Genomic DNA, 14,734 nt, shown 5'->3' with positions numbered 1-14,734 from the left:
TTTTATAATTTACAAATATAATCACCTAGTGTTTTCGAGAGCTTTACATTTTCCGAATAATCGACATCAACATCAATCAAGACAATTTCCTGACTCGAAATAGCTTCTTCTAATGCATGAAGCAATTCATCGGAGTGGGTTACTTTCACTCCTTTAACCCCAAAACTTTTTGCGAACCCTAAAAAGTCTGGGTCTGTAAATTCAATAGCATTTGTACGATCAAATTTATTCAATTGCTTCCACTCAATTAGGCCGTATTTTGAATCATGGAAAATGACTATCACGAAAGCAAGACCTAGACGTTTTGCAGTTGCCAATTCAACCCCATTCATCAGAAATCCACCATCCCCTGTAACCGCAATGACAGGTTTATCAGGTTTTGCCAGTTTGGCTGCGATTGCGCCGGGAATGGCAATTCCCATCGATGCAAAGCCATTGGAAATGATAGTGTGATTAGGCATTTCCGGCTGATACATCCGGGCAATCCATAATTTATGGGCACCCACATCCGAAATGACAATGGCATTACCCTTTTCCGCCCTTTTCAAATCGGCGATAATTCGCTGAGGGATGATAGGGCTTCCTGATACATCATCAGAAGAATGAAATTTTTCAATGATTTGAGACCTTAACTTTTTCACTTCTGGCCAAAGCTCTTTTTTTGCTACACCAGTGGTCAAGGCTTCAAGTGCCTCCGTAACGTTCCCGACCAACTCAGCTTGAACGGGGTAATAAGCATCAATCTCAGCCGGTCGAGCATCAATATGAATAATCGGATTCATTGCCTCATCGTTCCAATACTTTGGCAAATACTCGACGAAATCATAGCCGACAGTGATAATAAGATCAGCCAAATCAAACCCGCATAATACATAATCCCTTGCTTGCATCCCTACTGTAAAAAGGGTCAATGGATGGTTAGAAGGTAAAACTCCTTTGGCCATAAACGAATTCACAACGGGAATTTGCTTCTCTTCTGCAAATTTCCGTAAAGACTCAGCAGCACCATCGCGGACTACGCCATTACCAGCTAGAATAATAGGCTTTTTAGCGCGATTTATTAATTCGACGGCTTTTTTGATTTCTTCCTCGGCTGGGCGGGATCTAGGCATTGGTGTAACCGGAAGAGGTTCACCTTCTGTATCCATCATCGCCACATCTTCCGGGAGTTCTATATGAACAGCTCCCGGCTTTTCTATGACTGCAGTTTTAAATGCTTTACGGATAATTTCCGGAATTGTATGCGGCACCTTAATTTGTTGATTCCATTTCGTTACTTCATTAAAAACACCAATAATGTCCACATATTGATGCGACTCCTTATGAATTCGATCAAGGCCCGCCTGACCTGTAATCGCAACAACAGGGGAATAATCCAGATAAGCACTTCCTATCCCTGTCAATAAATTAGTTGCACCCGGTCCCAATGTGCCCAAACAGACGCCGGGCTTTCCAGTTAGCCGGCCATAAATGTCTGCCATAAAAGCTGCAGCTTGTTCATGATGAACCAAGATAAATTTAATATCAGAGCTTATTAGAGAATCAATAAAATCCGTATTTTCCTCACCAGGTATCCCAAAAATATACTGAACCCCTTCATTCTCTAAACATCTTACAAACAAATCAGATGCCTTCAAATTATTCCCTCCTCGACCATTTCAATTCCTTTCCCTATATGTTGGCTTTACCTACTAAAAATTATGTACTTGCGTATATTAAAACCATTTCTAACATTTGCAACTCTGTATAAAGAAATTCAGGTTCAAGTAAATTAACCTCGATAGTCATAACAAGGTTGGGTAAAATGGATATCGCAAGTCGATTAATTATCATCTCCTTTATTACTGTTGCACTTGTTGTAATAGCACTTGTCCTTTTTCTTATCAATTTATTAATATTTGATCGAAATCAGAAGCATCAGGCCATACTACGGAATTATCCAGAACTAGGCAGGGGGCGCTATTTTTTTAGAAAAAGTCGGACCGGAATTTCGGCAATATTTATTTAACGACGAAACCGAAGGGAAGCCATTTTCAAGGGATGACTACGAACATATTGTTAAAAACGCAAAGTATATGCGAGATGTAATTGGGTTTGGTTCAAAACGTGATTTTGATGAAGAAGGTCTTTTTGTTCGGAATGCCATGTTCCCAAAATTAGTCGAAGAAGAAAAATTGATAGAGAAACGAAGGTGATGACCAATAGATATATCTTATTGAGAGATACGCTTCTTACGCAGTGACAGGGAAAATGGGAGAATGAGGAATCGTTTGCTTACATATTGCATGACCATGATGAAGTCATTGGAGCTGTATCTGTCTGTAAGAGCCTGACTGAGGTTCATAGGTTCTCCCAAGAGCTGAAGAAACAAAGTGAAAAATTAAAGCAGTTAGAAAGACAGATTGGATCTCTATACGAAGCAAAGTATACCTTTGAACAAATTATCTGTAAACATACGGGGTTAAAAGGAGTTTTTTATGGTGCGGAAACGTAGCAGAATCGGATTTGCCTATATTAATTACTGGAGAAAGTGGTACAGGAAAAGAATTATTTTCTCAAGCTATTCACAATAAAAGTGACCGAAAAGATCAACCTTTCATATCTGTAAACTGTACGGCAATACATTCGACACTTTTAGAAAGCGAGTTGTTTGGGTACGGAGAAGGAGCATTTACAAATGTAAAAAAATGTGTTAAAGCTGGATTATTTGAAATAGCTAATCATGGAACGATTTTTTTAGATGAAATTTGTAATATGTCTTATGATCTTCAAGCTAAGTTATTAAAGGTTCTACAAGAAAGGAAGATTCGAAGAGTTGGAGAAATGATAGAGCGTGATATTGATGGAAGGGTCATTGCTGCAACACATCGCGATTTGCACCATCTTGTAAATAAAAATCAATTTTTTATACCGTTATTTGATAGATTGAATGTGATACGGTTACAGATACCACCTCTTCGAGAACGAACAGAGGATATTCCTGATCTCGTTTACTCGTTAATTCAATCGGCTATAACACATTCACCTACAGATTCGTCTATGTACACCATTGATGAACAAACTTTAAGGTTTCTACAATCGTATGAATGGTCAGGTAACGTTCGAGAATTAAAGAACGTTATTAATTATGCAATTTGCATGGTTGAAGGCACAGAAATTATAATTCATCATTTACCAGAGTTGATGATGAAACAAGAAAAGAACCTTTTAAAGTTTCATCAAAAACAATCTGTTCAAACATTGCATGAAGTAATAGAAGAAACGGAACAGAAATTCATTCAAGAGACTTTAAGTAAATTTGGCAATGATATTAAAGAAAAGAGAGAGGCAGCAAAGACATTAGGAGTTTCCCTGGCTACTTTATATAACAAAATCAAAAAGTATAATATTAACGTGTGAAACATTGATGAGAACAATTAGAAAGAAATCTAATTCTCTAGGAAAATAAGATATATAGCATTGATAGAGTTTTCTAAAAAATGGTTGAATATCTTTTCTAAAATATTAGAAAAAGAAAAAAAGAAAGCGATTGATTGATAACGCTTTCTTTTTTTTATAACAAACCATTCTACCGGTAGGAAGATATTAAATTTATCCCTTTTTAAATTATGAATTGAGTATTCTGTAATTCGCTTAGTTTCTTGTCTGTAATTCCTCTTATGAGTAACTTGTAAAACACTCCAGCCGCAGGTAGAACAAATAAATGACTCGATATAAAAATGAATTTTTTTCAATTTCAATCACTGTCTAAGGGTCAATCGTCAGTAACTTCTTAGATTAAGGAGTGTTTTTTCTGTTAAATAGCTTCAAGGTCGAGTCTGAACAGAAATAACCTCAACCCCAAGGTCTTCCAATGATTTTTTAAAGGAAGGGTGGAGTCTATCATCCACAATAAATTTGTCAATTTCCTGTAAGTCTGCAACCTTTGCAAAAGAAACCTTTCCCATTTTGCTAGAGTCGCTTAATAGGATGACTTGCTGTGCATTCTGGATCATCAATTTTTTTATCCTAGCTTCAATTAAATTTGGTGTTGTCAAACCTTCAGTTAAATGAACACCATTTATCGCCACAAAAGCTTTGTCCACACGGATCATTTCCAAGTTGTGCTCAGCAAACGGTCCTACCGATGCAAGCGTTTCATTTCGCAGGCTTCCGCCTAAAAACAATATTTCTATACCTGCATAGGGTTTGAAATTTCTCATAATCAGTATGGAATTGGTGACTATTGTTAACTGGGAAAACTGTTGAAGATCTTCGAGGATTGGCAGAGTAGTTGTTCCAGCATCTAAAAGAATTGTATCTCCATCTTCTATAAATTCGACAGCTTTTTTTGCGATGGCTTTTTTTTCTTGTACATATTCAACTTCTTTATCCATAATCTTTGGTTCAAAATTAACAGCTTGTAAAGAAACAGCTCCCCCATGAGTTCTTTGAATCTGGTTAGTTGTTTGAAGTTCTTTCAAATCTCTTCGAATCGTTGATTGCGATACTTTTAGAAAATCACTTAAATCTTGGACTGAGGCTCTAGAATAGTTAGTAATAAAATCAATAATTTTTAATTTTCTCTCTTCACTGTACAAAAAAATCTACCTCCATAACAGTGTACATCGTAATATCACAGTGTACATCGTAATTGTACACGATTAAGCAGAGCAATACATTATTTTTAAAAGAATTCTAAATTTTTAGAAAACATTGACAATTATTTAAGATTCTCATAAAATGGTCATATATAATCATAGTTGGTCAAAAAAAATCATAAATGATCAATTATGAAAGCGATTCCAAATATATAGTGGGGAGGTGATACATTTTTTAACTACGAATCTAACTCAATAACAGGCGAAAATCAAAAAACAGGAGGATTTTATGAAAACTTATCTAAAATCGTCATTTATTCTGATTATCATGTTGTTTCTGGTTGTTTTGACTGCTTGTAGCGTAGTTGATACAGGATCAGATTCACAATCAAACAGTGCGAGAAGTGTTGAAAAAAATAAAAGTGACCAAAAATTAAAAATAGGGTTAACACTAGGAACGCTCTCTAATCCTTTCTTTGTTTCTATGTCAAAAGGAGCGAAGGAAGCGACAAAAGAGATGGGGGCTGAGTTAATTACGGTGAGTGCAGACTATGATTTGGCGAAGCAAACTTCTCAAATTGAAGATTTCATTACAAAAGAAGTTGATTTAATTCTTTTAAATGCAGTCGATTCAAAAGGAATTGCTGCGGCAGTACAACAAGCCAAATCAGCGGGTATCCCGGTTATTGCAGTTGATGTAGCTGCAGAAGGCGGAGTGGACAGTGTCGTTACATCTGATAATTACCAAGCAGGCAAAATTGCAGGTGAGTATATGATCAAACAATTAAAAGGGAAAGGAAATATAGCAATAATTGAAGGACCACCGGTATCTGCAGTTACTGATCGTATAAATGGTTTTGAAGAAGCGATTAAGAAATCAGAGATTAAGGTGATTGCTAAACAAAATGGAGAAGGAAATAGAGAAAAAGCGTTAACTGCAACAGAAAATATCTTGCAAGCACATTCGAAAGGCTCTATTGATGCAATTTTTGCTATTAATGATCCTGAAGCACTTGGAGTAAAGATTGCTCAAGAACAAGCAGAACGTGAGAAGGAATTTTTTATAGTGGGTGTAGATGGTGCTCCAGAAGCAGTCGAAGCTTTAAAAGAGAAAAAAAGTTTAACAGCTACTTCTGCACAGCATCCAGATGAGATGATGAAAAAAGCATTGGAAATTGGGAAAGATGTGTTGGATGGAAAGAAAGTCGACAAGTTAGTCAAAGTTCCTGTTGAATTAGTTACTCAAGAGAATGTGAACAACTATAAAGGTTGGTAATGAGATGCTGAATAAGATCTTCCTTAGAAGGTCTTATCTTTTTTAAGAAATTAATTCATTAAGGGGGACAATAATGTGAACAGTGTACAATTAATTGAGAATGATGTTGTTTCGGTATCTGACTCTCCCTCTCCCATTCTCAAAATGAAAGGGACCAGTAAGACATTTTCAGGAGTTACTGTTTTAAAAAATATTAATCTTGAACTCTATAAGGGGGAAGTTCATGCATTAATGGGGGAGAATGGAGCAGGGAAATCTACACTTATTAAAATATTATCAGGTATCTATCAGCCTGATGCAAATGGTGGCAGCATCATATATAAGAATAATTCTGTCACTTGGAGTGGTCCAGTGGAAGCGAAGAAACAAGGAATTAGTGTGATTCACCAAGAACTGAAGCTATCTCCAAATTTGACAATAAGTGAAAATATTTTAATGGGTACTAAATTTCCTGAAAATAAATTTGGCATGGTTAAATGGGATGATGTTTATCATAAAGCAAAAGAAATTTTACATTCAATGGGATCTGAATTAAATCCCAAAACGATAGTATCCACATTAAGTGTGGCACAGCAACAAGTTGTAGAAATTGCTCGTGCTCTTTCATATAATGCAGACGTGTTAATTATGGATGAGCCGACGGCGTCGTTAACTGATAAAGAAATTGAAAAGTTATTTGAGATAATTGAGGATTTAAAAAAGAAAGGTGTTGCTATTGTCTACATCTCTCATCGAATGGATGAAATTTTTCGAATTTCAAACAGGTATACCGTTCTAAGAGATGGCGAGTGGATAAATAGCGGAACAATCAAGGAAACAAATCCTGAGCATCTTGTAAAGTTAATGGTCGGAAGGGAATTAAACTCCCTTTTTAAGAGGCACACAAAAGTAGCTACATCTCGTGTCGATGACACGAAGCCCGCCCTCGAAATAAATGGAATATCTGATAAAAGGGTTGTGAAAAATGTTTCGTTTAAAATATATCCTGGAGAAATTGTAGGACTTGCTGGTCTTGTAGGGGCAGGTAGAACCGAATTAATTCGAACTATCTTTGGAGCTTCTCAAAAAACAGGTGGTGAAATTCTGGTTAATGGAGAAAAAGTGAATATTACCTCTCCGAATGATGCAATCCGACATGGAATTGCCCATGTGCCGGAAAGTCGAAAGGAGCAAGGATTGTTTCTGAACATGAGTGTCAAAGAAAATATTATTATGAATGAATTAAAAAAATTTCGCAAAGCGGGTAAATTGAACTGGAAAGAAATTGATCAAAAAGCAGATTACCTTATAAAAGAATTAGGAGTAAAGGTTTCTTCGTCTGAACAGCTTGTTGCCAATTTAAGCGGTGGAAACCAGCAAAAGGTTGTCATCGCACGGTGGCTCTCGATTGGTCCAAAGGTGCTACTTCTCGATGAACCAACTAGAGGTGTGGACATTGGGGCAAAAACAGAGATTCATAAAATTGTATCAAAGTTAGCTGAAGCTGGATTGGCAGTGTTAGTAGTTTCCTCCGAGCTGCCTGAAATTTTGGGAATTAGTGATCGAATTATAGTAATGCATGAAGGTAAATTACAAAGGCATTTAACAAGGCAAGAAGCAACACAAGAAAAAATCATGTTTTTTGCTACAGGGGGGCAATGAAAATGAAAGCGAATACAACGGTTGTGGCCACTGATAAAGCCCGATATGGAAAGGAAGCTCTACAAATTTGGAATCGTTTAGGAATGCTCATTATTTTAGTATTATTATGTGTTGTGCTGGCTTTTACTGCACCAAATTTCCTGGAGATGTCGAACTTGTTAAATGTACTTAAACAAGTGTCAATAAATGGCGTACTGGCAGCTGGAATGACGCTTGTCATTTTAACAGGCGGAATTGATTTATCTGTAGGTGCCATTGTTGCTTTATCAGGTGTTGTTTCCGTAATGATTTCTCAAGCGGGAGTACATCCGTTGGTGTCAATCTCTGCTGGACTATTAGTGGGGGCTTTCTTTGGACTTGTAAATGGATTTTTTACAGCAAAAACTAAATTGCCGTCCTTTATTGTCACCCTTGGAAGTTTCACATATGTAAGAGGGCTTGCATACGTGATTAGCGGTGGATACCCTATTGTTGTGGAGTCAGATTTGTTTAAATTTTTAGGAGCTGGTCGGCTGTTTTTAATCCCCACTCCTATCTATATCATGGTTATTGTGTATATTGGTATGTTCTTTGTCTTGAAATATACTATGTTTGGTCGTCATGTATACGCAATTGGTGGAAGTGAGGAAGCGGCACGTCTTACAGGTATTAAAGTAGAGCGTACTTTAATGAAAGTTTATTCGTTAAGCGGGCTATTAGCGGGTCTTGCGGGTGTTGTGCTGGCAGGTCGATTATTTTCTGGACAGCCAACAGCAGGTTTAGGGTATGAACTTGATGCTATTGCCGCAGTAATATTAGGCGGCACGAGTTTAACGGGTGGTGTTGGGAGAATACAAGGGACCATTATAGGAGTTTTAATAATGGGTGTAATAAGCAATGGACTAACGTTAATGGATGTTGGATATTACTGGCAACTCGTTGTTAAAGGCGGTGTGATCATTGCTGCTGTACTTATTGACCGATTAAGAAGCCAGTCTCAATCATTATAAAGTAGAACAAATTGCAAAGGTGTGAGGCCGTTGAAAAAAGCAATAGACAAACTTTTAGCATGTGGTGTAATTTGTACTCTAGCATTAATCCCAGTTGTTCCGACATTTGCAGCCGATTCAAATTATTATAATGAAAGTAACCGAAATCAATTTCATTTTTCACCTGAAGCAAGTTGGATGAATGACCCGAATGGGATGGTCTATTATGATGGGGAATACCACCTTTTTTATCAAAACGATCCTTATAGTTCTAAATGGGGTCCTATGCATTGGGGACATGCGGTCAGTAAAGACTTAGTTCACTGGGAGCATTTGCCTGTTGCTCTGTATCCAGATGAAAATGGCATGATATTCTCAGGAAGCGCTGTGATTGATTATAACAATACTGCAGGATTTGGAAAAGAAGCAATGGTGGCGATTTTTACTCATGCTGATGGGGCAAAGCAAGTGCAAAGTCTTGCTTATAGCAATGATAAAGGAAGAACATGGAAAAAATATGAAGGGAACCCGGTTATGCCGAATCCTCCTATTTCTGATTGGCGCGATCCAAAGGTTTTTTGGCATGACCAATCAAAAAAGTGGGTGATGACGCTTGCAGCTAAGAACGATGTTATGATTTACACTTCACCCAATTTAAAGGACTGGAGCTACGGGAGTTCATTTGGTGTTGATCCCACATCGGTGCAAGCCACAAGCCTAGATAAGGATGGATCAGTGTTATCCAAACAAACAGGCAGTGACTTTGTTTATGAAGCGGATATAAGTGTACGAGAAAAAAATGGTCGAAAGGGTTCCGGGGAACTGGTCTTTCGTTCTGATTCTACCTTAAAAAATGCTTATCTTGCTGGAGTGGATGCCAAATCCGGGAAAGTGACTTTAAGCAAATTGGTTGATGGAAAGAAAATCGTCCTTCAGGAAAAGAAAATTAAAGTGATGGATGAAGATTCAACTAAGTTGAGAGTGGAAACTAAAAAGGATTTCATAAAACTTTCTATAGGAAACAAACCGGTTATAAAAATAACTGATAATTCGTATGAAAGTGGAAATTTTGGCTTATATAATAGAAATGCTGTTTCTGTTTTTAGGAATGTTTTCTTTGAAAATACGACAAACTTTAAAACAAATATCCTTAGCTGGAAAGCTATAGATGGAAAATGGGAAAGTACGTTGGAAGGGAAGGTAGGGAATTCTAAAACAAACGGTAATTACGTATCTTCACAGGTTGGTGATCAATTTGGCTATAGAGCGAACGTTATACTAAATGGGAAAAGTGCGAGAGGTGGACTTCTTTTCAGAGCTGACAAAAACGGTGGAAATGGGTACATTGCCCAATTGGATGCTGGGAAGGGTAAGGTTAGTCTTTTAAAAATTGAAAACGATAGACCTACTATCTTAGCTGAAAAATCCATAAATATTGATTCAAATCAAGTGTATGATGTTTCTGTTTATACTAATGGCAGCAAGATAAAGGTACAGATAGATAATAAAGAAATCATAGAACAGGTTGATACAACGTATGAGAGCGGGCATTTTGGTTTAACTGTAAGTAATTCAAATGTAACCTTTCAAGACGTGAATAAAGAAAATTACATTGTGGCAAAGGAACAAAATATTGCTAATCCTGATTTCGAGTCAGGAAGTCTAGAGGGATGGAACGTTCTTGACGGTGATGCTTTTGGGGCAGCAAATGTTACAAAAGCTACTTCTTATTGGGGTGGTTCATTCGGACAACAGGATAAATATCATTTATGGGGATATACAGCAGAAAAAGGGGATGATGCAACCGGTTCGATTCGATCTTCCTATTTTACACTGGGGGGAAGCGCCGAAATTAATTTCTTGATTGGTGGGGGATATGATAAAAACCTTTATGTAGCGCTCGTCCGCGCCTCTGATAATAAGGAATTAATTCGTGCAGAAAACACCAAGTGGGCGGAGGATGAAAAGTATCGCCGTGTGACATGGGATGCTACAAAATATATTGGAGAGACCGTCTATATGAAAGTGGTGGACAATAAAACTGGAGGTTGGGGACACATTAATGTGGACGATTTTCATGTATACAATCAAGGGTCACTGCCTATTGTTGTTGACAATGATCCAACTAAGGCTGATACACCTTTCGTAGGTAAGAAAAAGGGCTTGATTAAGGAATGGGACTTTATAAATGGTGAATGGACAGAAGGGACACAAGGATCTTATAGCGGAGTGTGGGAATGTCCAGAATTAATTCAGGTGCCGGTTGAAGGGAAATTGAATAAGAAAAAGTGGGTGTTGTCTGTAAGTATAAATGATGGAGCAGCAGCCGGGGGTTCAGGAATGCAATACTTTGTGGGTGACTTTGATGGAAAAAAATTCACGAATAATAATTCGTCAGACAAGGTTCTATGGACGGATTATGGGGCAGACTTTTATGCAGGTGTGACATGGAACAATACTGGGAATAAAGGCAAGCCGTTATGGTTGGGATGGATGAGTAACTGGCAATATGCGAACGACACCCCAACTTCCCCATGGAGAAGCTCAACCACTGTTCCACGTGAATTATCGTTAGTGCAGACAGAGAAGGGGTTACAATTGAAACAAACACCTGTACAACAATTAATAACCTTACGAGATAAAGGTCTTAAGTTAAGCAACCAATCTATTATCCCTGGTAAAAATCTATTGAAAAATGTTAAGGGAGATACGTTAGAAATCGAAGCGGAATTTTCAGCAAATAAAGCAAGTGAAGTTGGATTTAAAGTAAGAAATGGTAACGATCAATATACGACCATCGGATACAATCCTATCAATGAAACAGTGTTTATTGACCGAACCCATTCAGGATATGATTTTGGCCCGAATGTAAAAAAAATACACGAAGCCCCCGTACAAAATACAAATGGAAAAGTGAAATTGAAATTTCTTCTAGATCGTTCGTCCATCGAAGTGTTTGTTAATGAAGGAAAACAAGTGTTAACTGATCAAATTTTCTCATCACCAGAGAATCAGGGTGTCGAACTTTATAGCCTTGGCGGTACTGCTCATTTAGACACTCTTGAAATGTATACATTAAAAAGTATATGGGGAATCAGTCCGATTGTTTCCAATCTATCTGGATGGACTACAATCAATGGTGAATGGGGAGACACTAGAGAAGGGAAACAAGGCCGCAGCGATGCTGACAGCTTTATAGTTGCCTCTCAAACCGCAAGTGATTTCACATACAAAACCGAGGTGAAGGTATTAAACGAGGGAGCTGGAGCTCTTTTATTCCGAGCAGATGAAAAAGCCGAAAATGGTTATATAGCTACAGTGGATGTACGTAATGATATATTGAAATTGTTTAAAATTGTAGATGGGAAGATTGAAGTTCTACAGGAAGAACATATGGTACTTAATCCTAATCAAACATACAAATTAAAAGTTACAGCAAAAGGCAGTCTCATCCAAACTTATTTGGATGATAATCTGATCCTAGAAAAGTCTGATACGACTTTTAACAATGGGCGTGTAGGGTTAAATGTATGGAATTCAACTACTGTCTTTAATCATCTTTCTTTAGAGACACAAAATAAAAAATGATAAGTAAGGGCTGTTGGCATAGCCAGCAGCTCTTTATCAGGGAAAATAAGCATCAGTATCGTTCATATAATTACACTTTTACGGATGGGTCTATTTTTTCACAAAACAGCCAATTTTCACATCCGTTAAATTGCCAAAGTACATTACAAACGTTCACGAACTCCTATAGACTTTTGAAGACGTATTTTTGTACCTTTTTATAACTTTATTTCTAAGTTAAATTCTGTTAACTAGTAAACTATAAACCCGAATGTATTCCCCAAACCTAGGGGCGTAATGACTGTTATGTATAAGCCATACAAGTAATGCTGCTATAGAAGGCAAGGTATTGAAGGGGCTAGAAAGAAGCCAACCTCACGCATCTAATCACACCAAATCATCAATAGCTTTATCTGTGAATTGATTTGCCTTTTCCATACCTTCTTGTATCAAAGCGAAAAAAAACATTATCATAAAAACATTCACTATAATGTATGATGGTAGCAAAAAACTCAAGCACCAATTGAAAATAGTACGGGCAGAAGTATATCTAGAGGAAGTGCGGACGGGTTCTCTCGTGATACTAGGGTGATTTCCTGGAATTTACAGTTCTTGTCGTGAGTTGAATCTTGATGATAGAAGAGATGGCATCACTGTATTGTTTATTTTTCTTATTCACTTTATGAGCAGGATACCCCAACAAGGCAGTCGAATATTTATTAGTAAGACCGGTCTCATTTGCGAGAGGTTGAATAGGAGGGTGAATATGCAAAATCATGAACTGGAACAAGTCATAAAAAATGCAGACAGGGCAATAAATAACGAGGATTTCGATCATTTGATGGATTTCTATTCAGAGGATGCAACTTTAATTGTCAAACCTGGAACATTCGCAAAAGGGAAAGAAGAAATACGTCGGGCATTCGTTGCTATCGCTGATTACTTTAATCATAGTTTAATAGTCAATCAAGAAAAGATGGCAATAATCGAAACGGGTGATACGGCATTGGTTGTGGCAAAAGCCCAGCTTAGTGCCAATCAAAAAGACGATTCCGAATTCTCTATGGAAAGAACCGCGACATATGTATTTAAAAAGGATTCCACGGGTACATGGCGCTGTATAATCGACAACTCTTATGGTGCTGAAATAATTGAAGAATTAAAGTAATTAGTGAAAGCTGCCGTACTAGGTGGCTTTTTATTTTTTTAATAAAAGTATGAATTAATCGGCTTGACAACATACCCCTATAGGTATAATATGAACTCATAAGTTAAGAACGCATAAACTCACGAGTAAAACGTGCAAACTCACGAGTAAAACGTGCAAACTCACGAGTAAAGCGCACAATTCTAGTCATTGCTTCTAATAAATTGGAAGTGAACTTGGGGCTGCGCTTCATAATTGGCAAAGGAATTAAAGTAACCAGTTATGAGATTAGTGATTGTCTTTGTAAATAGATGGGTGGGTAGAGTATGGAGTATGATAAAAATGTCATTAATCGCTTGAAGCGGATTGAAGGACAAATTAAAGGTGTTCTTGGAATGATGGAGCAGGGAAAAGATTGCAGGGAAGTCGTCACTCAGTTGTCTGCTGCACGTAATGCCATCGATAGGACCATGGGTGTTATTGTAAGTGACAATCTTGAGAAATGCGTTCGGGAAAACGTCGAGAAAGGCGAAGGCACTGAACATCTAGTCAAGGAAGCGGTTGAGTTACTGATTAAAAGCAGGTAAAAGAATTTGACCTGACCGTAAAAAAAGGAGTGTTATTCATGTCTTATATTTTACAAGTGGATTTTAAAATGGAGGGACCATTTGGTCATGAAATGGTAAAAGAATTTACTGATTTAGCAAAAAGCATTAATGATGAAGATGGCTTGATCTGGAAGATTTGGACCGAAGACAGTGAGGCAAAGGAAGCTGGTGGCATTTATCTGTTTGAAACGAAGGAATCCGCATGTAAGTACTTGACTATGCACACAGCTCGGTTAAAAGGGTTTGGCATCGAGAAGGTCAATGGAAAAATATTCGAAGTGAATGAAATTTTGACTCAAATCAATCATGGACCAATTAAATAAAGAAAACCCCATTCCGTTCATTTTTTAGTGAATAGGGTTGACGAACTATATTTTTTAGTATAATTTATACCCCTCAGGGTATAAGTGAAATTAAATATCATTCAGGGGGAAAACATATATGACTGAAAAGAAAAGAACGACGATCATTTTATTTAGTGGTGATTATGATAAGGCAATGGCTGCATATATCATTGCCAATGGTGCGGCAGCTTACGATCATGAAGTGACCATTTTCCATACATTCTGGGGATTGAATGCTTTAAGGAAAGATGAGCCGATGATATTAAAAAAAGGATTTCTTGAAAAAATGTTTGCAAAAATGATGCCCCGTGGTTCTGACAAAATGGGTCTATCCAACATGAACTTTGCTGGAATGGGTCCTAAAATGATCAAACATGTGATGAAAAAACATAACGCCATGTCACTCCCGAATTTAATTGAGTTGGCCCAAGAACAGGAAATCAAACTAATAGCCTGTACGATGACAATGGATTTATTGGGCTTGCAGCAAGAGGAATTATTGGATGGAATTGAGTATGCTGGTGTTGCGGCTTATTTAGCTGAAGCAGAGGATGGAAATGTAAACTTATTTATTTAAATATGGGTACAGGAGGGATTAGGCTA

The 14,734-nt window shown here is 37.4% G+C and carries 12 protein-coding genes and 1 pseudogene; 10 read left to right on the top strand and 3 right to left on the bottom strand.

Annotated elements, in window-relative coordinates; genetic code table 11:
- Positions 1 to 2: 2 nt before the first annotated feature.
- Positions 3 to 1,637, bottom strand: a complete 1,635-nt coding sequence (locus tag QUF94_RS16795) for an acetolactate synthase large subunit (protein ID WP_289316853.1) — start codon at positions 1,635 to 1,637, stop codon at positions 3 to 5.
- 859 nt (positions 1,638 to 2,496) lie between these two features.
- Here QUF94_RS16795 and QUF94_RS29100 point away from each other — a divergent pair.
- Positions 2,497 to 3,192: pseudogene (locus QUF94_RS29100) on the top strand (sigma 54-interacting transcriptional regulator); the annotation flags it as partial.
- The gene (locus tag QUF94_RS29095) at positions 3,184 to 3,399 is read left to right on the top strand and encodes a helix-turn-helix domain-containing protein (protein WP_483313691.1); all 216 of its coding nucleotides are present in this window, start codon (positions 3,184 to 3,186) and stop codon (positions 3,397 to 3,399) included. The pseudogene QUF94_RS29100 and the gene QUF94_RS29095, both read left to right, overlap by 9 nt.
- A gap of 407 nt (positions 3,400 to 3,806) precedes the next feature.
- Here QUF94_RS29095 and QUF94_RS16780 read toward each other — a convergent pair whose 3' ends face one another.
- Positions 3,807 to 4,580 (bottom strand): DeoR/GlpR family DNA-binding transcription regulator, encoded by a 774-nt coding sequence (locus QUF94_RS16780; RefSeq protein WP_289316852.1) that lies wholly within the window; start codon positions 4,578 to 4,580, stop codon positions 3,807 to 3,809.
- A gap of 289 nt (positions 4,581 to 4,869) precedes the next feature.
- Between QUF94_RS16780 and QUF94_RS16775 the strand changes: the two genes are divergently transcribed.
- From QUF94_RS16775 to QUF94_RS16755, 5 genes are all read left to right on the top strand, one after another.
- Entirely contained in the window at positions 4,870 to 5,856 is a 987-nt protein-coding gene (locus tag QUF94_RS16775; protein ID WP_289316851.1) for an ABC transporter substrate-binding protein, read from the top strand.
- Between the two features lie 144 nt (positions 5,857 to 6,000).
- Positions 6,001 to 7,497, top strand: coding sequence for a sugar ABC transporter ATP-binding protein (locus QUF94_RS16770; protein WP_289318414.1), 1,497 nt, complete (start codon positions 6,001 to 6,003; stop codon positions 7,495 to 7,497).
- A gap of 2 nt (positions 7,498 to 7,499) precedes the next feature.
- Positions 7,500 to 8,486: an ABC transporter permease gene (locus QUF94_RS16765; protein WP_289316850.1), complete on the top strand. Its 987-nt coding sequence runs from the start codon at positions 7,500 to 7,502 to the stop codon at positions 8,484 to 8,486.
- Between the two features lie 30 nt (positions 8,487 to 8,516).
- On the top strand, positions 8,517 to 12,053 hold the full coding sequence (locus tag QUF94_RS16760; protein WP_289316849.1) for a GH32 C-terminal domain-containing protein: 3,537 nt from the start codon (positions 8,517 to 8,519) through the stop codon (positions 12,051 to 12,053).
- 745 nt (positions 12,054 to 12,798) lie between these two features.
- Entirely contained in the window at positions 12,799 to 13,200 is a 402-nt protein-coding gene (locus QUF94_RS16755) for a YybH family protein (protein WP_289316848.1), read from the top strand.
- 103 nt (positions 13,201 to 13,303) lie between these two features.
- Here the strand turns inward: QUF94_RS16755 and QUF94_RS16750 are convergent, their stop codons facing one another.
- Positions 13,304 to 13,432, bottom strand: coding sequence for a hypothetical protein (locus QUF94_RS16750; RefSeq protein WP_289316847.1), 129 nt, complete (start codon positions 13,430 to 13,432; stop codon positions 13,304 to 13,306).
- A gap of 73 nt (positions 13,433 to 13,505) precedes the next feature.
- Here QUF94_RS16750 and QUF94_RS16745 point away from each other — a divergent pair, with 73 nt between their 5' ends.
- The 3 genes from QUF94_RS16745 (at position 13,506) to QUF94_RS16735 (ending at position 14,708) form a co-directional block, all read left to right on the top strand.
- Positions 13,506 to 13,766 (top strand): metal-sensitive transcriptional regulator, encoded by a 261-nt coding sequence (locus QUF94_RS16745; protein ID WP_289316846.1) that lies wholly within the window; start codon positions 13,506 to 13,508, stop codon positions 13,764 to 13,766.
- 38 nt (positions 13,767 to 13,804) lie between these two features.
- The gene (locus QUF94_RS16740; protein WP_289316845.1) at positions 13,805 to 14,110 is read left to right on the top strand and encodes a monooxygenase; all 306 of its coding nucleotides are present in this window, start codon (positions 13,805 to 13,807) and stop codon (positions 14,108 to 14,110) included.
- A 118-nt stretch (positions 14,111 to 14,228) separates the two neighbouring features.
- On the top strand, positions 14,229 to 14,708 hold the full coding sequence (locus tag QUF94_RS16735) for a DsrE/DsrF/DrsH-like family protein (protein ID WP_289316844.1): 480 nt from the start codon (positions 14,229 to 14,231) through the stop codon (positions 14,706 to 14,708).
- Positions 14,709 to 14,734 lie beyond the last annotated feature (26 nt).

This window comes from Peribacillus sp. NJ4, from assembly GCF_030348345.1.
Taxonomy (GTDB): domain Bacteria; phylum Bacillota; class Bacilli; order Bacillales; family DSM-1321; genus Peribacillus.
The sequence above is the reverse complement of the archived record's forward strand: the minus strand, read 5'-3'. Positions and strand labels throughout refer to the sequence as shown.

Bases quoted from the DNA above. Each gene is read 5' to 3' on its own strand.
- QUF94_RS16740 (WP_289316845.1), top strand. From the start codon at position 13,805: ATGTCTTATATTTTACAAGTGGATTTTAAAATGGAGGGACCATTTGGT.
- QUF94_RS16775 (WP_289316851.1), top strand. From the start codon at position 4,870: ATGAAAACTTATCTAAAATCGTCATTTATTCTGATTATCATGTTGTTT.
- QUF94_RS16765 (WP_289316850.1), top strand. From the start codon at position 7,500: ATGAAAGCGAATACAACGGTTGTGGCCACTGATAAAGCCCGATATGGA.
- QUF94_RS16755 (WP_289316848.1), top strand. From the start codon at position 12,799: ATGCAAAATCATGAACTGGAACAAGTCATAAAAAATGCAGACAGGGCA.
- QUF94_RS16750 (WP_289316847.1), bottom strand. From the start codon at position 13,432: ATGAAGCGCAGCCCCAAGTTCACTTCCAATTTATTAGAAGCAATGACT.
- QUF94_RS16770 (WP_289318414.1), top strand. From the start codon at position 6,001: ATGAAAGGGACCAGTAAGACATTTTCAGGAGTTACTGTTTTAAAAAAT.
- QUF94_RS29095 (WP_483313691.1), top strand. From the start codon at position 3,184: ATGATGAAACAAGAAAAGAACCTTTTAAAGTTTCATCAAAAACAATCT.
- QUF94_RS16735 (WP_289316844.1), top strand. From the start codon at position 14,229: ATGACTGAAAAGAAAAGAACGACGATCATTTTATTTAGTGGTGATTAT.
- QUF94_RS16745 (WP_289316846.1), top strand. From the start codon at position 13,506: ATGGAGTATGATAAAAATGTCATTAATCGCTTGAAGCGGATTGAAGGA.